Here is a 26,011-nt window from a genome sequence, read left to right on the forward strand (position 1 = left end):
TTAAAAAGCACACTCCTTTCCTATTACAGTATCACATCTGTATAGCGATAAACATTATCATCTGAAAATAATAATGAAGGAATTTTCCCTTTTGTAATTATATTTTTTCTAGATGGATTTGCTAAATAAATATAGTAACCATCTTCAAGGTAATAATTAAGACCATTTGTAAAGCACATAGAGTCTACAAGAGTATTATCTAGATATATATTGATAGCATCATAACAAACTGTAGAATATATCACGATACGCCCAATGGAATTGACTTCAATCTTTTCAATTCCATTGTATCCCAATTGTACATCTGTAGAGTTTAAAGTGTATTTTGTCCAACCTTCATCAATAGTTACTATAGTTATTTTTCTTTGCTCTTGTGCATTATCTTTCTTAAGAGATTCCGCTGTCACTGGCGTTCTCTTTTCGGGTTCGGTGAACCGATAAATGACAAGTGCGGATTCTGCACGGTTTAGTGTTCCATCCGGCTTAAAGGTACGGTCAGTATATCCGGAAAGAATGCCTGTCGCATAGGACTTGATGATGTGATAATCATACTTCGTCTTACTATCTACGTCTTTTACGGATTCTTCAATTTCCGTATAATTTTCAATATCTGTCTTTCCAAGTGCGTTACTTATGATAAGAGCCATGTAATTTCTTGGAATTGGCTGATTGAGCATGCTCTTATCAATATCTGCTTCTTCAAATAGCTTTAATTCCAATGCTTTTTGATAATAGTTATATGCCCAATGGTGTGGTTTTTCTGCAACGGTCAATTCATAATCCTTATCTTTAGTCGCTACGACCATCATTTTTATAAATTCACCATATGTTACCGTATTTTGCGGTCTGAAGCTTTTATCAGGATACCCTTTTATAATGTCTTTGTCAGACATTGCCTTTACAGATTCATACGCCCAATTTGTAGTTTTTAAGTCTTTATATTGCTGGTCCGCAGCATAAGTGGCTGTTGATGCGAAAATCATAATAGCAGCTAAAGTAATCACGATTGTTTTGTTCATTTGGATTCCTCCCAATATTATTCCATTCCTTTATACTCATAAGGAAATTTAGTACTCAATCTTCGATATGCTCTTTTCATCGTAATCCTAAAAATAGAGTACTTCAAGATTTTTCTTTTAATTTTATATTATTTTTAATTATTTAAAAAATATTTATATTTTGCCTCATAATGTTTCCCTTGTTCATCTTTCATTCTATCTTTTTAATTTTCAAGGTACATACTTCCAAACGGATATTTACCATATATTTACATATTAAATACATTTACAAATTTTGTCAATTGTTTTTCAAGCAAAAAAAAAACTGTAAGAATACAGTACAAAAATAAGAAATACAGACCGATTTCTTCATAATATTTTATTGTTTGTTTACGAATGTTTCTGTTATAATTTATGGTAAGGATTACCGTTTGGCGGTTGGTCACTTCCGAAAGGAGGTGATAGTTATGATTACATATAGCGAACTCTTTCAGTTTGGATTATTAATTGTAGCCATTATTTCCTTGTGCTTGCACAAGCGTAACTAAATGCAAAACCGCCTAATCCTTTTCGGTTTAGACGGCTTTTGAATAAATCACTGTATTTAGGATCTGCCGCCATGCGAAAAGCGGTAATCCTTTTCTTATTTAATATATATCATATAATATTATTATATGCAAGTCTTTTGCCTTATTAAAAGATCCCTTTATACTGCCCAAAAAGCATAGCACCCAGCACCGCACAAATAATTGCCTCGCCGAATCCTCCTGTTCGGATGGATAAAAGATTGATTCTTTTCGTTGAAATCGGAAAAAACCACATAATACCTTGCACATTAAGTGTATCTAATATCAAATGTGATAACATACCGGGTATGAATCCGTTAAAAAAAAGTATCGTTCGATAAAGTTCCTCTGTTCCTTTTAGCCACATTGGAATAAGAATAGATACAAATGCCCATGTAATAACAATAAATAACGGTGTATGTAAAAAACCTCTATGTTTAAACAGACCTGAGATAATTGTACCCGCAACTGGTACTTTATGTGTGATCCAACTCTTGGGATGATCGATATCCGCAAACAATGATCCTAAAACAGCTCCTGTCATCACGGTTGTCTTTTGAATGGGATCATGAATTCCTGTGGTTGTAATAATAGTCAGCCCCGCAGCAACGCCTCCCAATGCATGTGTCATATAATTCATTTATTATGCCTCTTCTAATGATGTCCTAAAGAAAAAAGAAATGATTTTTAATCACTCCCTTTTTAATACTTTCTCCTATTCTACATGAGTAATTGGAGAAATTGGGTCATTTATAAAATCTTTAAAACCTATAATTTTAATTTGCCTTCCATCTTCTAAAATTGAAGTTTGTCCTACTTTATAAAAAATAGTCCGATAAATAAATAATTTCAAGATATCGGCATCCAATTGATTACCCGCATCAAGCCACAATTTTTTTATCGCATTTCTTGGTGTCAGAATTGTTCCGGAATATCCACCCACTAGTTCATCGTAAGCTTGACTAATATGAATAATTCTACCAAAAAGACTAATTTCTTTACCTTTTTTCCCGCATGGGAAACCAGATCCATCATAATTTTCATGGCGATCTATAATTCCATGTAAAATCGCTTCTTCTCTTAATTTTTCAGTTTTCATTGCCAATTCTAACAACAACTTATTATGCTCAAGTAAGACATCCCGATTGCTTTCCTTATTAATCAGATATTCATTAAAGGTCTCTTTTGATATTTTTGTATAGCCAATATCTGCAAATAACGCTGCAATTGCCAAATCAACTAACTCATCCTCTGAGAGCTCCAAGCATAATCCTATCATCAATGACATACTTGCAGTATTTACGCTATGTATAAAGAAAATATCCTTATACATTTTTATTCTCAGAAACTGACTTTGCAAATCTTTGCTCTGTCGAATTAATAAGGTCAATTTATTTTTGATTGAGGCAGCTCGAGAACGTGCCATTTCAGATTCAATATTTTTTTCAAAAGCATTAAATGAAGGAACCTGAAATAAAACCTTTTCAAAATAATTCTTATCATTGTCATCGATCACTTTTTTAATGATCTGTCCTGCAACTACTTGCATATCCTCTCCAATAAAAGAATCCATTTTCATTGGTATTGTACTAATTTCATTGTATTGATTGACAATCAAAAGCAATTTTTTATAATATTCAATATCCTCATATTCTCGACTTGAAAGAAACTCTTCCAAATTCGATTGTGATTCAACAACCAAAACAAAAAAAGACGGTGAAACATGTTGTCGAATCTTTGATATTAAATCCACATTTAACGCCTTGTACCGATTAATTAAAAGTAAACCATCGCCTCGATAAATCGGATGTAAAAGAATATCTCCGGGAATTATTTCTTTGACTCTTTTATAATGATAATGATTCAATTCCATAATCCACCTCCATCTGACAAAATGGAATACTGTACTCAGTAAATAACCTTTTAAGTAGATATTACATATCGACAAGTCTTACATTTATTGTACCATTATTTCTTATATCTTCCAAGATTTTTGTGTCAAATACTTCATTCATGATAAATATTCCAAAAACAAAAATGTCAGAGTGCATTCTATTTTTACAAGAAGCACTCCAACATTTTACATTCTACTATGAGTGAATACTATAAGCTATTTCTAATCTAACTCTTAATTATTTTACCGATTCAAACTCCTCACGAATACGTGATAAAAGTTCTTTATCAGTAATTACATCATATCCAGTTAAAGCCATTGCGCAAGCTCCACGATACAAAAGATCACGCCCCTCTTCCGTTACAGTTTTCGCTGCAAATTCACGAGAGTGTATAATAAGAGAGGAATCACCGAATCCAATCCATCCATGAACACAAGGTGCTTTATAGCTTACATTTCCTAAATCCAAAGAACCAATTCCTTCTTGTGCTGGTCTAACATCATCACCTAATGACTTTTGATTTGCAGTAAACACTTCCAATAATGCTTGATTGGTTACTAAATCATAATAAGTTTCTTCAAATGAAGAAATCTCCAAACGAGCACCCGTCATAAGAGCTGCACCTTCCGCAATGTGTTTTACTCGCTCAACTGCTGCTTCTGCTGTTGCCCTTTTCTTTGCACGAATGTAAAAGCGTGCTTCTGCAAAATCCGGTACAATATTTGGTGCAGACCCACCATTTGATATATAGCCATGAAACTGTACATCATTTGGCACATGTTGACGCAAAGCATTGATTCCATTGTAAAGTTGTATCAAAGAGTCAAGTGCATTAATTCCCTCTTCCGGACATGCTGCTGCATGCGCAGATTTTCCATAATATTGAAATTGAAGAGGAATGAGTGTTAATGAAGAACCACTTTCCTCAGAAACAGGAGCAGGATGTGCCATCATTGCAATCGAAACATCATCAAACGCACCTTGATCAGCCATCGCAACCTTAGCACCACTGGTTTCCTCCGCAGGTGTTCCAAAAACAACTACCTTTCCTCCAATCTCAGGAAGAATTGGTTTTAAAGCAGTAGCAGCAAGAAACGCCATAGAACAAATCAAATTGTGTCCACATCCATGGCCAATATCCGGCAAAGCATCATACTCTGCACACAAAGCTAATGTCGGTCCTTCTTTGCCGCTATCATACGTAGCTTTAAAAGCAGTAGGAATATTATAAATTCCTTTTAAAACTTCAAATCCGGATCGTTCAAACGCATCACAAAGCGCATTACAAGCTTTTACCTCTTGATAGCCTAATTCTGGATTTTCATATAAATAATTTGCTATTTGAAAGGCATCATCAAGATAGTCTTTCACATTTTTTTTAATACGCTCTTTCATAATAAACTCCTTTTTAGAACGGTCCAAAATTCGTCATTTGTGCAATAACAATAAAGATACCACCTATTAAGTACTGTATGCAGATTAGTGGTAAAATCCATTTTGCCCACTTGGTCCATGGAATTTTAGCTAATGCTAATCCAGCCATAAAGTAACCTGAAGTCGGTGTGAAGATATTAGAAATACCATCTCCTAATTGGAATGCCAAACAAGCAGTTTGTCTTGTAACTCCAACCAAATCTGCCAACGGTGCCATGATTGGAATCGATACTGCAGCCTGACCGCTGCCAGAAGGAACGATAAAGTTTAACAAACATTGGAAAATATACATACCAATTGCAGTTACAGCTCCAGGTAGTTGTCCTAAGAAGTTTGCAGCACTGTTAAGAATTGGATGAATAATATTACCGTCTGTCATAACAACAAGAATTCCTCTTGCAAAACCAACGATCAAAGCGCCGGCAGCTACATCTGCCATTCCTTTTCCTAAAGAATTAGCAAATCCATTGAATCCCATACGTCCAATTACAGCAACTACCATAGCCATTCCTAAGAAGAGAGCTGCAATTTCATTCATATACCAACCATACTTTACAACACCAAAGATTAAAAGAACAATGGATGCTGCAAATACCAATAAAATCAATTTCTCTCTTCCACCAAATTCGTGTAGATTTGAAAGATCCAGCTTATCTTCACGTGCAATGTCGACATCATACATTGAAGAAAGCTGTGGGTTTTTCTTAATTCTTCTTGCATACAGAATAACAAAAGTAATAGTAATAATCAACATACAAATGTATAGCACAACACGAAGCATCATTCCTGAGAATAAAGGAAGACCCGCAATCCCCTGTGCAACACCGATTGTAAATGGATTCATGAAAGCGCCGGCAAATCCACAACCCGCTCCACATAAAACCATCGCAGTTCCCGTCATCGAGTCAAACCCCATTGCAATTGCCAAGCTGACCATAATCGGGATAAAAGGTAATGTTTCTTCAGCCATACCAATAATTGCTCCTCCTAAGGAAAAAGCGATCATAACTGCCGGTATAATTACTATTTCACTTCCGGAAAGAGCTTTCGTAAGACGACCAAGCCCTGCTTCAATTGCTCCAGTATCCTGTAAGACGGTAAAACTACCTCCCACAAGGAAAATAAAGAAAATAATGCTTGCACTTTCAATCATACCTCGCGGTATCGAAGAAAGAAATCCCATAATATCTACTGGAGTATTTGCGACATTTTGGAAAGATGTTGCGTCAACAACTTCTCTTCCACTTTCAAGAGTCATCATTTGATACTGCCCTGCCGGAATAATATAAGTAAGCACTGAACAAATCAAAATAATTCCAATTAATAAAACATATACATGCGGTACCTGTAATTTCTTTTTCTTTTCCATCTTTAGGCCTCCTCTTTTAGATATAATCTTTTAAAACTTCGAAGAAATAAAACGGCCAAGTCGATCATTGATGACGTCTCCATCTTTCAATGCAATACGTCCATTTAGAAGCACCAAATCGATTCCTGTAGGCTCAATTGTAATGTCTTCAAATGTTGCCCCATCCTGAATGGTTTTGGGATCGAATATAGTAATATCCGCATCAAAACCTTCTTGAATTTGGCCTTTTTTGCTAAGTCCCAGACGTTTTGCTGGTTCTAATGTCATTTTCCGTAATGCATCAATCATAGAAATAGATTTGGTCTCTCTTACATATTTTCCGAGTACTCTTGGAAATGTTCCTGCTGCTCTAGGATGTCCATTCCCGTTATTAATGATACCATCACTTGCAATCATTCCATGTGGATTGGAAATAGCTGCGGCTATTTCTTCTTCATTCATTACAAACGCAACGGCAAGCATTTCCGGATACTCTTTGCGAGCTTTTTCAAACAACTCCTTGTCACAGAAGCGATTTTTATAAGGCTCATCGGTTAAAAGTATACTTTCATAACTTTTGTTCCAGCGTTCAAAGCAGCCTTCATTAAAAACAGCTGATCCAATATGTGTTGAAAACGCATTATAAGGATAAGTGTCGTAATCCAGCTTCGGATTTTCTGCGATTGCATCGTTTATTTCCTTAAGTGCATCCTTCATCTGACCCATTGCAGAACAACTGCTTAAATGAGATATTTGGAATTTTTTCTTAGAAATTTTTGCAATCTTGATCATTTCCTGAATGGCATCCGGAGAACCGGCAGAATCCTCACGGTAATGCATGGAAACAAAGATATCGTCATCTTTTTGATCATTTAAGACAGAAACTACCTCATCAAAAGTGATTCCCGGATCATATTCCAAACCAAAGGAAACTCCAAATGCACCATCTGCTATTTCTTCTTTCATTTTTTCAGAAATTTTTGCAATTACCTCTTTCGGTGCATTCGTATAGCGATCAATTTCATATTGAGTTCGCATACTGTTATAGCCTGCAAGTAGCATATAATTTACAGGGCTGCCACCCAAACGTAAAATGCTCTCTTTAAAGGTTTTAACACTCTGATGCTGTAAGCCGCAGTTTCCGCCTAAACAGGTCGTTACTCCCATTTTAAGCATCATTTCTGAAATAACGTATTTCTCACCTTCATTGATGAAGTCCTCTTCATGCATATGGATGTCAATAAAACCAGGAGAAACAATTTTGCCTTCTGCAGAAATGATTGCTTTTGCAGATTCCGTAATTCGGCCAACTTTTAAAATTTTTCCGTCTTTAATACCAATGTCGCCATTGACCATTTTACCTTTCTCATAATCCGGATATTGTGCGGATTGAATGAGTATGTCTAACATGATATCCTCCTTTCTTATACAATATACTTGTTTTGCCTTTCACAATGTGTCATTTCATAGCGAATCGGCTTAGTCCATATTGCGGAATAAAGTCAATATTATGGACTTTCCTGTAGTATAACACTTGAGAGCAAACGCGTCAATAAAATAAAACTGATTTATCAGACTCTTTATACCTTATCATCCACTAGAAATCCCTAAATTCCTTTCGATGCCAGCTTTATATAATTAATAAAAAAAATTACAGCTAGATGAATAATTTCATCTAGCTGTAATTTTTTTAACATACATACACACATACAAACAAAATAACCTACAGCAAAAAGGGACCAATTTTTTTTGCTGCAGCAAATAATTCTTTTATGTATTTTTCTTTATTTTCATCAAAATACTTTGATTTAATTGCTCCTAAAGAGATACAACCATGAATGCTCCCATCACTATGAAAGACTGGAACACCCAGTCCAACGGTACCATCCAAGTATTCATCTGTACTATCTGCATATCCTCTTTCTATAATTTTTTCATATTCATTTAACAAAGCATTTGGATCTAAAATGGCTCCCGGCGATACTTTTTTTAGCTCTAATGATGGAATTATTTGACGAAGTTCATCTATCGAATGTGAAAATGCCATCAAAACCTTTCCATAACACCCTGCATTAATCGGGTAAACAGCACCGGCTATATAACGAATTCTTGAATCTTGAGTTTGTGATTCGTAGACACTTACTACATCAGTTCCTTCCAATACAGCGTAGCCTACCTGCTCACCAGTTTTTCGAGCTGCTTCATCAATAATTCTCCGTATTTCTAAAAAAACATCTGTGTGATTTGCATAAATCATACCAACTTGATAAGTTTTATATCCAATCGTATACTCTCCATTATAAGTACGACGAATGTAACGAAATTCCTCTAATACATTTAAAATGCGATGAACCGTTGGTTTGCTAAAACCTAATCGCTCACTAAGTTCTTTTGCAGTGTAAGAATATGGTCTTTTAGTAAATTCGTTTAATATAAAAAGTGTTTTTTCAATGGCAGTTGCTTTTTCCATGAATACGATTGTCCTTTCTCCACTTCTTATTCAATGATCTTCTTTATCAAAGGCAGTTTTTCAATCGGCTCTTTGCAGAAAGAAAATGCTTTTATTGCTTCAAATAATGCTTTCTCTATTTTTTCCTCAACATTTCCATAGACAGTTGCCAAACAGTCACCCTTTTTAACGTAATCACCAATTTTTTTATGAACTAAGATACCTGCTGAAAGGTCAATGGAATCTTCTTTCGTTTCTCTACCAGCACCCGTGTGCTGAGATGCCATCCCAATTTGTTTTGCTTCCACCTCAAAAAGATACCCTTCTTCTTTGGCAATAAGTTTTCTTTCATAGCTTGCTTTTGGAAGTTGAATTTCTTTTTTTCCTTCAGAAACTTCACCGCCCTGGCGTTTTACGAACTCTATGAATTTTTTATATGCTTCACCGCTATTAAGAGCTTTTACCGCCATTTCATAACCCTGATCCGATGTGGCTACTTTTTCTCCTGCTAATAGCATATAGGAAGCTAAACGCAAACAAAGTTCTTCAATGTCCTTCGGCCCATTTCCCTTTAAGGTATCGATTGCTTCTTGTACTTCTAAACTATTTCCGACTGCATTTCCAAGTGGTTGGTTCATATCGGTAATAACGGCAATGGTTTTCTTTCCGGCAGCCTTTCCTATGCTTACCATCAATTGACCTAAATGTTCCGCTGATTCTATGCTTTCCATAAAGGCACCTTTTCCGCATTTTACATCCAAAACAATCGCATCACTTCCTGCGGCAAGTTTCTTACTCATGATACTTGATGTAATCAAGGAAATGTTATCAACCGTAGCCGTCACATCTCGAAGTGCATAAAGCTTCTTATCCGCAGCAGCAATATGAGCTGTCTGTCCAATGACAGAAATTCCAATCTCATTAACCTGCTTTACAAAATCCTCTGGTTCTAATGAAGTTTGAAAACCAGGAATGGATTCTAGCTTATCAATAGTTCCACCTGTAAATCCTAAGCCTCTTCCCGACATTTTAGCAATTGGCACACCACAAGCAGCAACAATCGGCGCTACAATTAAGGTTGTTTTGTCGCCAACACCGCCGGTACTATGTTTATCTACTTTAATCCCTTTGATTGAGGATAAGTCAATGACATCGCCGGAATGCTGCATTGCGTCGGTAAAGTAAAAAGTTTCTTCATCAGTCATTTTTTGAAAAAAGATTGCCATAAGTAACGCAGACGCCTGGTAATCCGGAATCTCCCCTTTCGTATAACCCGAAATGAAAAATTCAATTTCTTTACGTGTTAGTACGTTCCCCTGTCTCTTTTTAAAAATAATGTCATTCATATTCATAATCATACCTCAAGCCTTAATCTTATCCCAAAAACTGCTTCCGATTTCAGTTGTTTCTACTTGTAAATACTCTGAAATGGTAGCTCCAATATCTGCAAAAGACTTTCTGGTTCCTAAATTTATACCTGGTTTTACTGCGTTGCCATAGATAAGAACCGGAACATACTCTCTCGTATGATCCCAGCCACTATGAACAGGATCGTTCCCATGGTCAGCACAGAGTATTAAAATATCTTCTTCTCCCATAGCCTCAATGATTTCAGGAAGTCTTCGATCAAACGCTTCAATTGCTTTGCCATATCCATTTGGATCTCTTCTATGACCGTACATCGAATCAAAGTCCACAAGATTTGTAAATATAAACCCCTCAAACTCTTGCTTCAATGCTTCAATTGTTTTATCGACTCCATCCATATTTCCAGTAGTATGCACAGATCCAGTGATTCCTTGGTTATTGAAAATATCACTGATTTTACCCACTGCATAAACTGTCTTTCCTGAATCCTTTACATGATCTAAGATTGTTTTCCCACTTGGAGAAACCGCATAATCCTTTCGGTCAGTAGTTCTTGTATAGACACCGTTTTCTTCAATAAATGGCCGCGCAATAACACGCCCCACCTGTACATCTCCCACAAGCATCTTTCTTGCTATCTCACAATAATGATAGAGTTCTTCAAGTGGAATGACATCCGTATTTGCTGCAATCTGAAATACACTATCAGCTGATGTGTATACGATTGGTTTTCCCGTTTTCTTATGTTCTTCTCCCAGCTCCTTAATGATTTCTGTACCAGAAGCTGCATAATTACCTAGTGTACCACGTCCAATGGCTTTTTCATAGTCCTTCATAAAATTATCGGGAAATTTTGGAAAAGTTTTAAATGGAACTTCTGTTAAAAGTCCTGCTATTTCCCAATGTCCGGTGATAGTATCTTTCCCCTTAGATTTCTCAGCAAGACGTCCATATGCACCCAAAGGCTGCACGTTCTTTTCATGCGTAGAAATCCCATCAATCTCACTAAGTCCAAGCTTTACAAGATTTGGAATATGAAAATTCACCATTGCATCTGCAATATGCTTTAAAGTATTCGCTCCCTGATCCCCATATTCCGCTGCATCCGGTAATTCTCCAACACCTAAGCTATCAAGCACGATCAACGTTACACGCTTCATTCTATCCCTCTTTCCTTTTACTTAATCTTTAAAATGTGATAAATTACTCTTCTTACTTTTATTTTTCTAATTGAAAAGGAACACATTCTAATTTATCACACGAAGTCAATATATACTCAATCCCATTTTTTATACCCTGTAACCCATTTTTATATGCTTCTTTTCCATGTAAATGACCATAAACAACTTTCTTTACTCCGAATTCTTCAAAAAGATCGGTAAATCCGGATGGCTCTAGTTTTTCATTGGTTGGTGGAAAGTGCAAAACACCAATGATATCTTTTGTTTTCTCTCCATTCTTTGCAGATGCTTCCAAAGAAAGCCGTAAACGCCCAAGTTCTCTTTGATAAATCTTCTGATCTTGAGAAGTAAATCCAACTTCACCAGGACAGGTCCACCCTCTTGACCCGCATATACGATGTGTTTCTGTCTCATAGTAAGTATTTTGTACAAAAGTTAAATGATCAAAAAGTTTATTTAACTTTCCAATCGAATTCCACCATAAATCATGGTTTCCTTTAAACAATACTTTTTCCCCAGGTAATTCATCAATCCATTTTAAATCTTCCATCGCTTCTTCAAGACGTAAGCCCCAAGAAATATCTCCCGGAATAATAACAGTATCTTTTTCTTTAATTAATTTTATCCAATTTTCCTTTATTCGTTCTACATGATTTAACCATTGTCCACCATAAATATCCATTGGTTTATCTACGGACAAAGATAAATGCAAGTCACCGATAACAAATATGCTCATTCTTAGTTTTCTCCAAACTCTGTAGAATCAATGTCTAAAAGTATGCGGCTGCTATCCTCCGGCAGACTCGTCACATTGCGAAGCTTACTTTGAATTTTACGAGTGCGCGTTCCGACTAATTTATCCAGCTCCGCATTGGCTTGCGTAATACGCTGCTGCGTAGCCGCTAATACCTCTCCAAACTTATTAAATTCAGTTTTTACCGCACCAAGAACATTCCATACATCACTGGAATGCTTCTGAATTGCTAATGTTTTAAATCCCATCTGTAAGCTGTTAAGTAATGCTCCCATCGTCGTTGGACCTGCAATGTTTACTTTATATTCTCTTTGCAGTGTTTCAATTAATCCCCTTCTTACCACCTCAGCATATAATCCTTCAAAAGGAAGAAACATGATTGCAAAATCCGTTGTTTGAGGTGGTTCTATGTATTTATCACGAATGCTCTTTGCAAAGGTCTTTATTGTGCGCTCTAAATTTGTACCAGCTGACTCTGCTTCAACACGGTCATTGTTTTCATAAGCCTGCATCAATCTGGAATACGCATCTGCCGGAAATTTCGCATCAATTGGTAAATATACCACTTCTTCGTTTTCACCCGGTAGCTTGATGGCAAACTCAACTCGTTCTGTACTGCCCTTTCGCGTTACAATATTTTCTTCATACTGTTCCGGAGATAGAATCTGCTCTAAAATGGATCCTAATTGAATTTCACCCAAAATACCTCTCGTTTTTACATTAGAAAGAACTCTCTTTAAATCTCCGACACCGGATGCAAGGGTTTGCATTTCTCCCAGTCCTTTATACACCTGTTCTAAGCGATTGCTCACAAGCTGAAAGGACTGTCCTATCCTATCTTCTAGAGTTTTCTGCAATTTCTCATCTACCGTTGCACGCATTTGATCCAAACGCCTTCCATTATCCTCCTGCAAAGCAGACAAACGTGATTCTACCATAGTTCTAATATTTTCTAATTTTTGTTCATTCTGCATTGAATTATCTTTTAGGCGGTTATCTAATTGTCCTAACATCACATTGACTGTTTTTTGAAGTGTCTCAACTCTTTCTGAAAGCTGTCCGGTTAATTCAGCTAACCGTTTATCTTGTAATTCTGCATTTTGCTTTTGTGTTGCATTCAGTAGTTCTCCCAAACTTTGAAAACTGCTTTGAATGTATTGCATTGTTTCTTGCCTTGAGCTTTTAATTTCCTGTTTTATTCCTAAAATCGCAAAAGCTCCTAAAACACCAAACAATAAAACGATACCAATTATGAGAAACGTTTCCATCTTTCCTCCTACGTATTATTTCAATCAATTGCTTGAATATGCATTCTATACCATACATATAGTATAGCATAAAGGAGCAAAGAACACATGAAAAAAAAATACACATCCTTTGGATTTTCGCTTCCTCTTTCACAAATACAAAAAAATCAATATGTACAAATTCTCTCAATTCCGAATTCAAACATTCGACTTCAGGCAATCCGTCTTGGAATGACCGAAGGCAGTTGTATTTTTTGTTTGGAAAAACTCCATCATGGCCCCGTTGTCGTATTAATTGAAAATCAACAAGTCGCAATCGGTTACTTCTTAGCACAGAGTATAAGAACCATTCCCATTAAAGCATCTTTTTCTAAAATCGGAGGTTTAAAATGAAAGAAAAACCTTTACTTATACTAGTTGGAAATCCAAATGTAGGAAAATCTGTATTATTTCAGTATCTTACAGGAATTTATGCAGAAGTATCTAATTTTCCCGGGACAACCGTAGAAGTGACGGAAGGAACGTTCGAACAGTTCCGTGTCTTAGATGTTCCTGGTGTTTTTGGATTGTCTTCTGATAACGATGAAGAGCGTGTTACTTTAGATGCAGTACTTCAAGCTGATATGATTGTAAATGTCTTAGATGGCACTCAGCTTCATCGAGACTTATTTTTAACTCTGCAGCTTATTGATTTGGGAAAGCCCATGATACTTCTAGTAAACATGATGGACGATGTACAAAAAAAACACATTTACATAGATTTTGAGGCTCTAGAAAAGACATTGGGTGTTCCTATAGTCGCCGTATCCGGACGTAAAGGAAGCGGGATTTTACAGATGAAACATCAAATTCTTGAAGGAGGGAGTATCGGACAACCTTTTGTGCCATATTCTTGGAAGGATCATTTTTTTAACTCTCCATCTTACAATGAAGAAGCAAATCGATTTCGCAGAAAAGAAGTAAACCGTCTTTTATCTAATTACTTAATCCAAAAAAACAAAGCTTCCGGCCTTGGTCTTTTATTGCTTCATCCATTTTTCGGCTTTCTATTTCTTATTTTTATTTTATCCGTTATTTACTTTATCATTGGAAAAGTTCTTGCGCAAGAAGTGATAAATTTCACAGAAGATTTCTTAATGGGGACTTGCTATTTTAATTGGATTACAGGATTACTGAACCCTTGCTTTTCCGATGATTCATTTATAAGTTGTTTACTTCTAGGTGAATATGGGCTGCTTACAATGGTACCAATTTATCTATTCGGATTGCTCCTTCCTCTTGTTGCAGGTTTTTACTTTATCCTTTCCCTTCTTGAAGATTGTGGAATCCTTTGTCGTGTTGCAGTTTTAATGGATCGATGGTTTTCCAAATTTGGATTAAACGGCAAAGCTATTATTCCTATGCTTTTAGGATTTGGATGCGTAACCATGGCTCTGATTACAACACGAATTTTAGGCACTAAAAGGGAGCGGCTTATAGCCTCGGCACTTCTTTGCATCGGCATACCTTGTTCTGCTCAATTTGCTATTCTTTTAGCCATTTCATCTCAATTAACCTTCCAGTCACTATTGATTTACTTGGGCACTGTCTTTTCTCTGTTTTTCTTCGTTGGTTTTTTTCTGAATCATTTGCTTCCCGGTACGTCATCTGAATTGTTTTTAATCCTTCCACCGCTGAGAACTCCGGTTTTCTTAAATTTAATAAAAAAAACCGCCCAGAAAACAAATCATTTTCTCCACGATGCAGGAGTCATGTTTGTCCTGGGCAGTATATTGCTTTCGCTTCTCTCTTATTTCAATGGGTTTGCATTACTTTACCAGAGTCTTGAACCGCTGACTACATCTGTCTTGGGTCTGCCCCCTCAAACAGCTGGTCTTTTTCTCATGTGTATGATTAAAAAAGATTTAGGTGCAGCTCACCTCTATTCTATGGTATCAGACGGACTTCTTAGTGAACCACAAATTGTCATTGTACTTACCATTGTAACCCTTTTCGTCCCTTGCTTTGCATCCTTAGCGGTATTAATTAAGGAGCAATCGCCTTTACAAAGCATGTTAATCTGGTTAAGTAGTATCTTTTTATCCTTTAGTACGGGAGCGATTCTTGCACAGGTTTTACTATAAATCCATCAAATCCTAATTCCTTTAAAGCTTTATCATCATAATTGATGTTGTTTGTTCCATAACCATAAACATAATTGCTGTTTCTCTTAAGTACATAAGCCAAATTCTCTTCTTTTGCATTATCAACATCAATGGCTACAGCCCATGGATGATTTTGATCTAAAAAATCCTTAATTTCAGGAATGGTATAGGTATCTTTTTTCAAGGTTACAATAACATCCTTAAATCCCTCATACTCTGTCTTTGTATAGAGATCAAAGCTATGAAGCACTGGAATCAAACGAGAGATAACTTCTTTTCTCGCTGTTACAGCATCATTGTTATTAATATCCAACTGATCATTTTTTAGATAACGCAGCATAGAAATGGCATTTTCATCTAAGTTTATTAATGCCCTTACATTTTTATGCTCATGCATATATGAGATTAAATCCATGAAAAATACTTTTGACTCGTCTTGCTCTTGCCAATCTGAAGAAGGAGTAACCAAAATAGAAACTTCCTCTTCCGACTGTACTATTTTGTTTAACTCAGTATTTTCTTTCAGATCGTTTGTAGTTGCAGTGTATACGTATTCTGGTTTCTTTGTTTCGGATACCGTACCACTTATAATTTCATCAATGTTTAATCCTTCTAAAAGAGCTTTTCGAAGCACATCATTCTTTAAATAAAAGTCTGACAACTCTACCAGCTGTTTTGCTTTCAAATAGTCTTGTTCAAACGGAGTTACATCGACTTCACTTCCATCGTCAACACGCCACGCTTTGCTATGAGAAAACACACCGTCTCTTGACATTTCAAACACTATGTTATCATTGATAAAAGATCCCTTCAGTAAATGAGTTTGCTCAAAAACAAACCCTGATTTAGCTGTAAGAAGATTCTGCCCTAAATATAGGGTGTCCAGCCGTTCCAATCCAAGTAAATAACTGATTGTTGGTAAAAAATCTGCTTCGCCAGCTGCAAGGGAAAAGGTTTCATTAATATCACTGTTTGGTAAATGAATAATCAGTGGAATATTCATCATGTGATTCAATTTATAATCGTATCCTAGAAATTTGCTAACCTGCTTTTGCACGTCGGAGTCTGTTTGCGGCAATCCAAAATGGTCTCCATACAAAGCAATTACACTGTTTTCATAAAGTCCATTCTCTTTCAGCAAGTTTAAAAACAAACCTAAGCATTGATCTGCATAATGAATGCTGTTGATATAATCACCGAAAAGGGTATCCTCATCCTCCTTCGCCAAGGTTATTTGAGATAATTCCTCTGGCAGCTTAAAGGGATGATGACTGGATAAAGTAATTAGAAAACTATAAAATGGCTGTGGCATTGTTTTTAATGTTTCAATTGATTGTTGGAAAAAAGCGGCATCGCTGATACCAGTTATGTTCCCACCTCCAATGCCGATTATATTATCACTTTTTAAAACATCACTGTTTACAAATGTGTCAAATCCTAATTTCGGATAAATATTTTCTCGATTCCAAAAGGTTTTATTATATCCATGAAATACGGCTGTCTGATACCCCTGTTCCTTTAAAATCCATGGAAGCCCTTTAAAATAGTTATCTTCATATAATTGATAGGTATAGCTTTCTATACTTCCTAAGTAAGAATTATTTGTAACAAATTCAGAATCAGACGTATTTCCGCTTCCCAGCTGCTGATAATAATGGTCAAAATACAGACTACCCTGCTCCTTAATCAACTGATTTAAGTTTGGTGTTAATTCTTGTCCATTATAGGATGCATGAATCATAATGTTCTGCAATGCTTCCACTTGTATCAGAATAAGATTTTTTCCTTTCGCCGCACCGAAAAGCGGACCATTGATTTGATTTTCATAGGTACCGGTTGCTAAATAATATTCCTGTTTTTCTTGTCCAAAAACACCTCCGGTTAATCCAGCAATCCCGTCTCGAATATGATAAGAAAAAAACTCTTGATTATTTATAGATGTAAGCAAAGGACTGGCAATTGGATTCATAAGAATCAATAATGCCAGCATCCATATTATTATAATCTTTATTCTTTTTTTAGTCGTCCCTTTCAATTTTTTACAGTCTTGTAAAAAACGTACCCCTACTGTGCGAAAGAAATCCGTTAAATTATTAAAAAAAGTATGATAGAATTTAAAAAAATTCATTCTCCCTGCCCCGTTTCCATTCCCTCTTCTTCTTTATTTGCTTCTTGTAATTTAAGATCTATAGAATCATTTAATTTTGATTTTGATATTAAATTCCAAAACAATGCGATAAAAATAAGGATGTTATCTATAAAAAGCAAAAAAAACTTCGGTTTTAGTACTGCTTTAATACTTTCTCCTACATCACCTAAAAATCCTGCGGCACCCAACATGTTTATCGATAAATAACGGTTAAAGAAACTTGCATAAGCAACGTCTGCAAACATTAAAATTGTAAAAATCAAATAAATAAATGCTGGTACCCATTTATTTTTAAAAGATGAAAACAATAAGTAAATCAAGCATCCTGTAATCACCCAAATTAACAAGAAATTTGACTGCACCGACATGAATTGATAAAAAAATAATAATTTTAGTGGAACCGCTAATACTGCGATAATACCAATGATTCCAATCAACTCTTTTTTTAATAAGAACCAATTTTTTATTTTATTTAACCATATATTTAATGAATTTTGTTCCATAAATAACCTCTTTTTCTTGAATTATGACGTTGATAATTATATAACATTATGAGGTATGAATCAACTTAAACAAGACAAATTCACATAACCTTCATCATTTTAAAAGTAGTTTCGACAGCAAAATAACAAAAAGAATGGAATCTTTTTACTATAGACTCCATTCTTCTCTCTTTTTTACGTGTATATAACAAATATGTGAAATTGTATCCAACTATTCTTTATACCTATTTTTTAGCTGCCAAAGCACGATCTCTTTGTTCTTGAATGTATTCATCATAAGTGCAAGTGCGATCCAACATTCCTTCTTCTGTAAATTCAATGATACGATTTGCAATTGTCTGAATAAATTCGTGGTCATGAGACGCAAAAAGCAGGTTTCCTTTAAAATCAATCAAGCCATTATTAACAGCTGTAATGGATTCCAAATCCAAATGGTTGGTTGGTTGATCCAGTACCAATGCATTCGCCCCAAAAAGCATCATTCGAGAAAGCATACAACGAACCTTTTCTCCTCCGGAAAGAACCTTTACCGGTTTAAATACATCATCACCGGAGAATAACATACGTCCAAGGAAACCACGCATAAAGGTCTCTGTAGTCTCTTCCGTATATTGTCCTAGCCATTGTACTAAGTTTAAATCACAATCTTGGAAGAATTGTGAATTGTCCATCGGGAAATATGAGGTAGTAATAGTAGTCCCCCATTTGTAGCTTCCTTCATCCGGCTCCATTTCTCCCATAATAATCTTAAACAAAATTGTATTTGCAATTTCATTTTCACCAACAAATGCAATCTTATCATCTTTATTGACACGGAAGGAAACTTGATCCAAAACCTTTACTCCATCTATGGTTTTGCTAATGCCGTCTACCGTTAAAATTTCTTTCCCTGCCTCACGATCCATATTAAATCCTACAAATGGATATCTTCTGGATGAAAACGGTAATTCATCTACGGTCAACTTATCAATCAGCTTCTTTCTGGAGGTTGCTTGCTTTGATTTTGATTTATTCGCAGAGAATCGTTGAATAAAGTTTTGCAATTCCTTAATTTTATCTTCATTCTTTTTATTTTGATCACGAATCATTTTCTGCATAATCTGGCTGGATTCGTACCAGAATTCGTAGTTTCCAACGTACATTTTAATTTTGCCGTAATCAACATCAACAATGTTTGTACAAACGGTGTTTAAGAAATGACGATCATGGGAAACAACAATTACCGTTCCTTCATAATCCAAAAGAAAATCTTCCAGCCAATCAATTGCCTGTATGTCCAAATGGTTCGTCGGCTCGTCAAGTAATATAATATCAGGCTTTCCAAAAAGTGCCTGTGCAAGTAAAACTTTTACCTTTTCTTTTCCTGTTAACGAATCCATCTGGTTATATAAAATATCATTTGAAAGCCCTAAACCTTGAAGCAAGCGACTGGCATCCGACTCTGCTTCCCATCCATCTAGCTCTGCAAATTCTCCTTCTAATTCTGAAGCCTTTATACCATCTTCATCGGTGAAATCTTCTTTTGCATAAAGCGCATCTTTTTCTTGCATAATTTGGTAAAGTCTTAAATTTCCCATGATTACGGTATCTAATACTGTATATTCATCGTAAGCAAAGTGGTCCTGTTTTAAAACAGACATACGTACATGAGGCGGAATAGATACACTTCCAGTAGAAGGCTCTAGCTCTCCGGATAAGATACGTAGAAATGTTGACTTCCCAGCACCATTCGCACCAATAATGCCATAACAATTTCCCGGTGTAAATTTCAGATCGACGTCCTTGAATAAAGCTTGTCCGCTAAAATTCAAGCTTACGTTAGTAACTGTAATCATTTTTTTCTGTCCTCCTGATTTTTCTATATCGTTCGGTTTTTGCCGATTTTCATTTCATTTTTACTTCCTAAAAAAAAGCATACCCCTTATGATACCATATCTTTCATAAGGGGTGCAACTTAAAATCCTATTCTAATTGCAATACAAAGCTTAAACAATCAGCGAACAGATGGCATTCGAAAATGCAACCGGGTCTTCCAATGTAAAACCTTCAATTAATAGTGCCTGACTATAAAGCAACTCTGTATAAGTCTTCGCTTTCTCTTTGTCTACTGAAAATGATTCCTTTAAGGCTTCTAAAATTGGATGTTTTGCATTAATTTCTAAAACACGATCTGCTTTGATTTTCTGCTCATTTGGAAGTGCATTAATTACCTTTTCCATTTCTAACGACAAATCTCCGCCGCTGGTTAAGCAAACCGGATGCGTCTTCAGTCGCTGTGACAAACGTACTTCCGATACTTTATCACCTAAAGTTTCCTTCATGAAATCTAGTAAATCTTTGTTTTCTTCCGTCTGCTTTTGTGCCGCTTCTTTTTCTTCTTTACTTTCTTCTAATTCCAAGTCGCCACTTGATACAGATTTGAATTCCTTATCATCAAAATCGTGAAGTACTTGCAATGCAAATTCATCAATATCTGCAGTTAAGTATAAGACTTCATACCCCTTATCTTTCAACAGTTCAATCTGCGGTAATTTATCAATACGTTCAATTGTATCTCCACAAGCATAGTAAATGTATTTTTGTTCTGTTTTACAACGAGAAACGTATTCAGATAAAGTAACCATTTTCTTCTCTGAAGAAGAATAAAATAAGACTAAATCTTTTAACGTATCCTTATTTGCTCCAAAGCCTTCATAAAGTCCATATTTTAATTGCAAACCAAAGCTTTCGAAAAACGCATCATACTTTTCACGTTCCGTATTCATCATTGCCTGTAGCTCACTTTTTATTTTCTTTTCTAATCGAGAGGCAATGGCTTTTAATTGACGATCATGCTGCAGCATTTCTCTGGAAATATTTAAGGATAAATCCTGAGAATCTACAAGTCCACGTACAAAGCTAAAATAGTCTGGCAGCAAATCTGCACATTTCTCCATTATCAAAACACCACTGGAATAAAGCTGCAACCCTTTTTCATAATCCTTAGTATAATAATTAAATGGTGCCTTCTCCGGTATGAATAACAATGCGTTGTAGGTAGATACCCCTTCTACACTTGTATGAATTACCTTTGCTGGATTTATGAAGTCATGAAATTTTTCTTTATAGAACGTATGGTAATCCTCTTCCTTTAATTCGCTTTTATTCTTTTTCCAAATTGGAACCATACTATTTAAAGTTTCTAATTCCATATAATCTTCATACTCATTTTCGCTTCCTTCTTTTAAACGATGCTTTTCCATCATCATATGAATCGGATAACGAATGTAATCGGAATAACGCTTTATTAACTCCTTAATGCGATACGGCTCTAAAAATTCATCGTAATGCTCTTCTTCTGTATTTTGCTTTATGGTTAATATAATATCTGTACCATTGCTTTCTTTTTCACATTCTGCAATGCTATATCCATCTGCACCAGTTGATTCCCAACAATATGCTACAGTTTCACCAAATGCTTTACTGATTACACTTACTTTTTCACTTACCATAAATGCAGAATAAAATCCGACACCAAATTGACCAATGATATCAATTTCATCTTTTGGCTCATTGTCTTTCTTAAATGCTAAAGAGCCACTTTTTGCAATCGTTCCTAAATTTTGCTCCAGCTCGTCCTTTGTCATTCCAATGCCATTATCGGAAATTTTTAATGTCCGGTTTTCTTTATTCAGTTCAATTGTAATTGTAAAATCTTCACGAGAAAATCCTGTGTTGTTTTCCATCAGTGCACGATAATATAGTTTATCGATTGCATCACTGCTATTCGAAATCAATTCTCTCAAAAAGATTTCTTTATGGGTATAAATGGAATGAATCATCAAATCCAAAAGTCGTTTGGATTCTGCTTTAAATTGCTTTTTTGCCATGTGTATATGCCCCCTTATTTTTCCCCGATTTCCTCGGATAAATTTTCATACCCTATATTAGACGGGTTTTCGCTTCTTCAATCATATAAGATTGAGGTAGAAAAAAGTAATGTTAGCACTCACTTTATCAGAGTGCTAACATTACTATAAATCATTAATTCATAAAAATCAAGTTTCTTTTAATAGAAATTTGCTATCTAAATTACTTTAGTAAAACAACCGTTACGCCATTATTTCCATAGATACGAGATTCAAAATCACGAAGCTGGCTACAGAATTCCACACATTCTTTTTTTCGGTTGATCCAATCTTCACCACCTACATAAGTTTTTACCAAGCCGCTTAAACTGGATTCTTTCAATTTGGTACGAACAGCCACCTTTATACTCCCACCTACACCAGTAGAACCATACCCATGAATGAGAATTAACGCACGATAACCCTGCCTTTTATATGTACCTAGCTTCCCTACCATATCACGAATTGCCATATCCACTGTAGGAAATCCACGTTCTAAATTTATTTCTTTTACCTTAACCATTTTCCCTATCTTTCTACTACAATATATTTATGGTTAATGTGCTTGACAGCCAGTCAGGTCACTATCCATCTTGTTGCTTAAGCTGTTAGAATGTATGGAGCAATAGGTATGGCGTCTTCCTTTCTTGGACTTCGCGTCCGTAAATTAGACTGCTAACCAGCTCCTCATTCGCAGCGTTCGTTTTATGCAGGTTGAACTGCTTCCTACAGTACGTTCGGGTCACACCACAGTAGATGGAATAGGCAATGAGTAAAACTGGTGTTTATCCATTGCAATAATCTATAGGAGTGACAAATTTATGAACGCAGTAGGTATTGATGTTTCTAAGGGCAAAAGCATGATTGCTATTCTCCGCCCATATGGTGAGATTGTTTCTTCACCTTTTGAGATTCACCACACTTCAAGTGAAATTAGTTTCTTAATTGAACAAATCAAATCCATTGAAGGTGAATCACGGATTGTCATGGAGCATACTGGTCGTTATTACGAACCATTAGCTCATGAGCTTTCTCAGGCAAATCTTTTCGTAAGTGCCGTAAATCCAAAACTTATTAAAGATTTCGGAGATAATTCTCTCCGTAAAGTCAAGTCTGATAAGGCAGATGCTGTTAAAATAGCTCGTTATGCTCTTGACAGCTGGACTGATTTGAAACAGTATTGTCTTATGGATGAAATACGCAATCAGTTAAAAACAATGAACCGTCAGTTTGGTTTCTATATAAAGCACAAAACGGCTATGAAAAACAACTTTATCGGCATTCTTGATCAAACCTATCCAGGTGTTAATACTTACTTCGATAGCCCTGCCCGTAATGATGGTAGTCAGAAATGGGTTGATTTCGCCACTACATACTGGCATGTGGACTGTGTTCGTAAAATGTCTCTAAATGCTTTCACCGACCATTATCAGAAATGGTGCAAGAGAAAGAAGTACAACTTCAGTAAATCAAAAGCTGAAGAAATCTATGGTGCAGCTAAGGAGCTTATTCCCGTACTTCCTAAAGATGACTTAACCAAACTGATTGTTAAACAGGCTGTAGAACAGCTAAATATCGCCTCTCAAACAGTGGAACAACTTCGTTCTTTAATGCATGAAACTGCATCTAAACTGCCAGAGTACTTTATCGTCATGGAAATGAAAGGCGTTGGTTCGTCTCTAGGTCCTCAGCTAATTGCTGAAATTGGAGATGTTACACGCTTTACTCACAAAGGCGCCATTACAGCATTTGCTGGTGTCGATCCAGGTGTAAATCAATCTGGAACCTATGAACAAAAGAGTGTTCATGCTTCCAAAAGAGGATCTTCTACCTTGCGTAAAACTTTGTTTCAGGTCATGGACGCTCTTATCAAAAATAAGCCACAGGATGATGCCGTGTATCTATTTATGGACAAGAAACGTGCTCAAGGTAAACCTTATTATGTCTACATGACTAGCAGGTGCCAATAAGTTCTTACGTATCTACTATGGACGAGTGAAAGAATACTTAGCATCTCTTCCGCAGTAATTACCACATACATACCCTTATTTCAGACCAGCCATATCCGGTGGTCTTTTTGTGATGGTCATATTTCCTCATTGTACTTTTGAAAAAAATCAACTTTTTACTATTGACTTTTTATTTGCAGGCTAATTAACTTGTACATTTACGTTTTTTATAATTTTATTATATATTTTTATTGCCAAGAAAGCTAGAATCCGTAACACATATTTTGTGTTTGAATATACTATCTGTGAAACCAATTACTTAATTGACCAAAAAAAGGAGGTAAATATATGAGTTGTTTCGGTGGACGTATATCGCCGGACCTCTTTTCAAATTGCTGCAACGGACACGATATGTGTGAGTTCGACGGTAATTTAAACAACGTTGTCTCGGAGCCGATTTATGTACAAAAGGTTTTTGATGCTGTACTGTTTAATCTTCAAGGGTTAAAAACAGTCAACAATCAATGCTTCACTCCAGCAATTCCTAGAGGCCACCGCTTAAAACGTATTGTAGATATTCGCTGTAAAAGAGCCTTCAACCCTCAAAACGTAGAAGACCCTACTAATTTAAAGCTAAATATCAATACGACAATTTCAGGCGGAACCTTTATTAAATGTGCAAACGGCGACGATGTAACTGTTGTAGGTCCAGACGGTACTTATTCAGAAAAAATTGTTTATGCAGATACTCAGGATTGTGATGATAAGGGCAGGGGAACCCCTATTTTCGGTACACAAAACATTTCCATTACTGGTGATGTAATGGTATATTTGGATCTGTTACTCTGTGACAGATATGATCATGAAGTTACCTTTACTGTTTACACTAAGGTAAATATTGCACAGGAATGTGCTCCGCTGTTACTTACAAACTTCTTTGAACTTTGTATCCCATCTACACAAAACAGTGCATTCCTTCCACGCTTTACTGAATTCTGTAATCCAGCATGCGAAACAAGACTGGCAACCAATAATATGGGCCGTGATTTAACCATCTGCCCAGACGGTACAGTAAAAGCCAATCTGATCATCGCGTTATGTGTTACTTGTGAAAAGAAAATCATAGTTCCTGTTCAGCTTTGCGTACTTTCTACTGGTTATGTTCAATTGTTACCAGAATCCTCTTCAATTTGCGATAGCTTCCCTCAACTATTTCCAAATCAAATCCAAAGCAAATACAATCCGGAAGTAGAAGAGGAAGAAGATGATTGTCAATGCATTTGCGATCCTTGCTGTGATCCTTGCTGCGACCCATGCAGAGATAATAATTTCAATGATTGCTGTGATCCTTGCCGACCAAATAATAACAACAATAATAGAAGAAGATAACGAAATGATACAAAAGCCCTTCCATACATACAGAAGGGCTTTTGTTTGTTTACATTTAAATTTAATTTATCTAGAATAATCTCTATGAAAAAGACATTTAAGTTCATAACTCGTCCTCTTACATATATTTAAATCATAAAATATAGTATTATTTTTCATTTAAGTTAAAACGTGCTATTTCTTCATCTTCAAATATTACAATTAAAGATGCATCTAAAGCATAGTTCAATAGTTTTTCCAACTTTTCCTCTGATGGAGTAATAAGTCTTACTTCTGGAATTCTCTCACTTACGCCTAAATCAAATGTAAAAGTAACCTCTCCTTCTTCTCCTTTTTTCATAAAATCATAAGAAGACGATTCCCCATATCCTAGACCAGTCGCCATATAAGAAGATGGGTCAAATATATTAATTCCAACTGTCTCTTCCGATACTTCCTTTAATTTATTATTCGGTTCAAGCTTCACCTTTAAATCATAAGTGTCATTAATATTAATATTCTTATTACCAACATTTTTAATTTTAAATTCGTAATACAATGCAGTTGGGACAACTTCTCGTTCCTTTTGTTCACCTACATTAATACCTATAGAACCCACTACTTCTTTATCATTAAGAATCGTAACATTCGAGCTTATTAGCTCTAATGACGGCTCAAAATAGTAATGTGAAAAAATAGCTAAAAACAATATTAACAATAATAAAACAATACATCGTTTCATATAACCCCTCTCCCCTTCGGGTATATTCT

At 35.7% G+C, this 26,011-nt stretch carries 20 protein-coding genes and 1 pseudogene; 4 read left to right on the top strand and 17 right to left on the bottom strand.

Annotated elements, in window-relative coordinates; genetic code table 11:
* Window positions 1-23 precede the first annotated feature (23 nt).
* The 11 genes from I2490_RS01055 to rmuC form a co-directional block, all read right to left on the bottom strand.
* On the bottom strand, window positions 24-1,019 hold the full coding sequence (locus tag I2490_RS01055; protein ID WP_206457931.1) for an S-layer homology domain-containing protein: 996 nt from the start codon (window positions 1,017-1,019) through the stop codon (window positions 24-26).
* 672 nt (window positions 1,020-1,691) lie between these two features.
* Window positions 1,692-2,204, bottom strand: a complete 513-nt coding sequence (locus I2490_RS01060; protein ID WP_206457932.1) for a metal-dependent hydrolase — start codon at window positions 2,202-2,204, stop codon at window positions 1,692-1,694.
* Between the two features lie 75 nt (window positions 2,205-2,279).
* Window positions 2,280-3,437, bottom strand: coding sequence for an HD-GYP domain-containing protein (locus tag I2490_RS01065; protein WP_206457933.1), 1,158 nt, complete (start codon window positions 3,435-3,437; stop codon window positions 2,280-2,282).
* Between the two features lie 259 nt (window positions 3,438-3,696).
* Entirely contained in the window at window positions 3,697-4,854 is a 1,158-nt protein-coding gene (locus I2490_RS01070; protein WP_206457934.1) for a M20 family metallopeptidase, read from the bottom strand.
* 13 nt (window positions 4,855-4,867) lie between these two features.
* Window positions 4,868-6,262, bottom strand: a complete 1,395-nt coding sequence (locus I2490_RS01075; RefSeq protein ID WP_206457935.1) for a YfcC family protein — start codon at window positions 6,260-6,262, stop codon at window positions 4,868-4,870.
* A 30-nt stretch (window positions 6,263-6,292) separates the two neighbouring features.
* Complete coding sequence (locus I2490_RS01080; RefSeq protein WP_206457936.1) at window positions 6,293-7,651, bottom strand: amidohydrolase family protein; 1,359 nt, start codon at window positions 7,649-7,651, stop codon at window positions 6,293-6,295.
* A 313-nt stretch (window positions 7,652-7,964) separates the two neighbouring features.
* Entirely contained in the window at window positions 7,965-8,711 is a 747-nt protein-coding gene (locus I2490_RS01085) for an IclR family transcriptional regulator (protein ID WP_206457937.1), read from the bottom strand.
* 26 nt (window positions 8,712-8,737) lie between these two features.
* Window positions 8,738-10,042, bottom strand: coding sequence for a pyrimidine-nucleoside phosphorylase (locus tag I2490_RS01090; RefSeq protein WP_206457938.1), 1,305 nt, complete (start codon window positions 10,040-10,042; stop codon window positions 8,738-8,740).
* Between the two features lie 9 nt (window positions 10,043-10,051).
* Window positions 10,052-11,218 carry a phosphopentomutase gene (locus I2490_RS01095; RefSeq protein WP_206457939.1) on the bottom strand — a complete coding sequence of 389 codons (1,167 nt, stop codon included), beginning with the start codon at window positions 11,216-11,218 and terminating at the stop codon, window positions 10,052-10,054.
* A gap of 58 nt (window positions 11,219-11,276) precedes the next feature.
* Window positions 11,277-11,975, bottom strand: coding sequence for a metallophosphoesterase (locus tag I2490_RS01100; protein ID WP_206457940.1), 699 nt, complete (start codon window positions 11,973-11,975; stop codon window positions 11,277-11,279).
* Window positions 11,976-11,977: 2 nt separating this feature from the next.
* Window positions 11,978-13,261 carry a DNA recombination protein RmuC gene (gene rmuC / locus I2490_RS01105; protein ID WP_206457941.1) on the bottom strand — a complete coding sequence of 428 codons (1,284 nt, stop codon included), beginning with the start codon at window positions 13,259-13,261 and terminating at the stop codon, window positions 11,978-11,980.
* 87 nt (window positions 13,262-13,348) lie between these two features.
* On the opposite strand from rmuC, the gene I2490_RS01110 reads away from it, so the two are divergent.
* Together I2490_RS01110 and I2490_RS01115 are read left to right on the top strand one after the other, a co-directional pair.
* The gene (locus I2490_RS01110) at window positions 13,349-13,633 is read left to right on the top strand and encodes a FeoA family protein (protein WP_206457942.1); all 285 of its coding nucleotides are present in this window, start codon (window positions 13,349-13,351) and stop codon (window positions 13,631-13,633) included.
* Window positions 13,630-15,363 carry a ferrous iron transporter B gene (locus I2490_RS01115; RefSeq protein ID WP_206457943.1) on the top strand — a complete coding sequence of 578 codons (1,734 nt, stop codon included), beginning with the start codon at window positions 13,630-13,632 and terminating at the stop codon, window positions 15,361-15,363. Before I2490_RS01110 ends, I2490_RS01115 begins: the two co-directional genes overlap by 4 nt.
* On the opposite strand, the gene I2490_RS01120 is transcribed toward I2490_RS01115, so the two are convergent.
* From I2490_RS01120 to I2490_RS01140, 5 genes are all read right to left on the bottom strand, one after another.
* Window positions 15,326-17,512, bottom strand: a complete 2,187-nt coding sequence (locus tag I2490_RS01120; protein WP_206457944.1) for an LTA synthase family protein — start codon at window positions 17,510-17,512, stop codon at window positions 15,326-15,328. The genes I2490_RS01115 and I2490_RS01120 overlap by 38 nt on opposite strands.
* Window positions 17,509-18,036, bottom strand: coding sequence for a hypothetical protein (locus I2490_RS01125; protein WP_206457945.1), 528 nt, complete (start codon window positions 18,034-18,036; stop codon window positions 17,509-17,511). Before I2490_RS01125 ends, I2490_RS01120 begins: the two co-directional genes overlap by 4 nt.
* Window positions 18,037-18,260: 224 nt before the next feature.
* A complete protein-coding gene (locus tag I2490_RS01130) occupies window positions 18,261-19,871 on the bottom strand; it encodes an ABC-F family ATP-binding cassette domain-containing protein (protein ID WP_206457946.1) in 1,611 nt (536 codons plus the stop codon).
* Window positions 19,872-20,021: 150 nt separating this feature from the next.
* Complete coding sequence (gene htpG, locus I2490_RS01135) at window positions 20,022-21,905, bottom strand: molecular chaperone HtpG (protein WP_206457947.1); 1,884 nt, start codon at window positions 21,903-21,905, stop codon at window positions 20,022-20,024.
* Window positions 21,906-22,107: 202 nt separating this feature from the next.
* Entirely contained in the window at window positions 22,108-22,446 is a 339-nt protein-coding gene (locus I2490_RS01140) for a Smr/MutS family protein (RefSeq protein ID WP_206457948.1), read from the bottom strand.
* 298 nt (window positions 22,447-22,744) lie between these two features.
* Between I2490_RS01140 and I2490_RS01145 the strand changes: the two are divergent.
* Window positions 22,745-23,951, top strand: a pseudogene (locus tag I2490_RS01145) (IS110 family transposase).
* A 269-nt stretch (window positions 23,952-24,220) separates the two neighbouring features.
* Window positions 24,221-25,261, top strand: a complete 1,041-nt coding sequence (locus tag I2490_RS01150) for a hypothetical protein (RefSeq protein WP_206457949.1) — start codon at window positions 24,221-24,223, stop codon at window positions 25,259-25,261.
* 148 nt (window positions 25,262-25,409) lie between these two features.
* On the opposite strand, the gene I2490_RS01155 is transcribed toward I2490_RS01150, so the two are convergent.
* On the bottom strand, window positions 25,410-25,982 hold the full coding sequence (locus tag I2490_RS01155; protein WP_206457950.1) for a hypothetical protein: 573 nt from the start codon (window positions 25,980-25,982) through the stop codon (window positions 25,410-25,412).
* Window positions 25,983-26,011 lie beyond the last annotated feature (29 nt).

Source organism: Anaerovorax sp. IOR16, from assembly GCF_017168145.1.
Taxonomy (GTDB): domain Bacteria; phylum Bacillota; class Clostridia; order Peptostreptococcales; family Anaerovoracaceae; genus IOR16.

Excerpts from the sequence above, each read along its gene's own strand:
- I2490_RS01055 (WP_206457931.1), bottom strand. The coding sequence starts at position 1,019 with ATGAACAAAACAATCGTGATTACTTTAGCTGCTATTATGATTTTCGCA.
- I2490_RS01060 (WP_206457932.1), bottom strand. The coding sequence starts at position 2,204 with ATGAATTATATGACACATGCATTGGGAGGCGTTGCTGCGGGGCTGACT.
- I2490_RS01065 (WP_206457933.1), bottom strand. The coding sequence starts at position 3,437 with ATGGAATTGAATCATTATCATTATAAAAGAGTCAAAGAAATAATTCCC.
- I2490_RS01070 (WP_206457934.1), bottom strand. The coding sequence starts at position 4,854 with ATGAAAGAGCGTATTAAAAAAAATGTGAAAGACTATCTTGATGATGCC.
- I2490_RS01075 (WP_206457935.1), bottom strand. The coding sequence starts at position 6,262 with ATGGAAAAGAAAAAGAAATTACAGGTACCGCATGTATATGTTTTATTA.
- I2490_RS01080 (WP_206457936.1), bottom strand. The coding sequence starts at position 7,651 with ATGTTAGACATACTCATTCAATCCGCACAATATCCGGATTATGAGAAA.
- I2490_RS01085 (WP_206457937.1), bottom strand. The coding sequence starts at position 8,711 with ATGGAAAAAGCAACTGCCATTGAAAAAACACTTTTTATATTAAACGAA.
- I2490_RS01090 (WP_206457938.1), bottom strand. The coding sequence starts at position 10,042 with ATGAATATGAATGACATTATTTTTAAAAAGAGACAGGGGAACGTACTA.
- I2490_RS01095 (WP_206457939.1), bottom strand. The coding sequence starts at position 11,218 with ATGAAGCGTGTAACGTTGATCGTGCTTGATAGCTTAGGTGTTGGAGAA.
- I2490_RS01100 (WP_206457940.1), bottom strand. The coding sequence starts at position 11,975 with ATGAGCATATTTGTTATCGGTGACTTGCATTTATCTTTGTCCGTAGAT.
- rmuC (WP_206457941.1), bottom strand. The coding sequence starts at position 13,261 with ATGGAAACGTTTCTCATAATTGGTATCGTTTTATTGTTTGGTGTTTTA.
- I2490_RS01110 (WP_206457942.1), top strand. The coding sequence starts at position 13,349 with ATGAAAAAAAAATACACATCCTTTGGATTTTCGCTTCCTCTTTCACAA.
- I2490_RS01115 (WP_206457943.1), top strand. The coding sequence starts at position 13,630 with ATGAAAGAAAAACCTTTACTTATACTAGTTGGAAATCCAAATGTAGGA.
- I2490_RS01120 (WP_206457944.1), bottom strand. The coding sequence starts at position 17,512 with ATGAATTTTTTTAAATTCTATCATACTTTTTTTAATAATTTAACGGAT.
- I2490_RS01125 (WP_206457945.1), bottom strand. The coding sequence starts at position 18,036 with ATGGAACAAAATTCATTAAATATATGGTTAAATAAAATAAAAAATTGG.
- I2490_RS01130 (WP_206457946.1), bottom strand. The coding sequence starts at position 19,871 with ATGATTACAGTTACTAACGTAAGCTTGAATTTTAGCGGACAAGCTTTA.
- htpG (WP_206457947.1), bottom strand. The coding sequence starts at position 21,905 with ATGGCAAAAAAGCAATTTAAAGCAGAATCCAAACGACTTTTGGATTTG.
- I2490_RS01140 (WP_206457948.1), bottom strand. The coding sequence starts at position 22,446 with ATGGTTAAGGTAAAAGAAATAAATTTAGAACGTGGATTTCCTACAGTG.
- I2490_RS01150 (WP_206457949.1), top strand. The coding sequence starts at position 24,221 with ATGAGTTGTTTCGGTGGACGTATATCGCCGGACCTCTTTTCAAATTGC.
- I2490_RS01155 (WP_206457950.1), bottom strand. The coding sequence starts at position 25,982 with ATGAAACGATGTATTGTTTTATTATTGTTAATATTGTTTTTAGCTATT.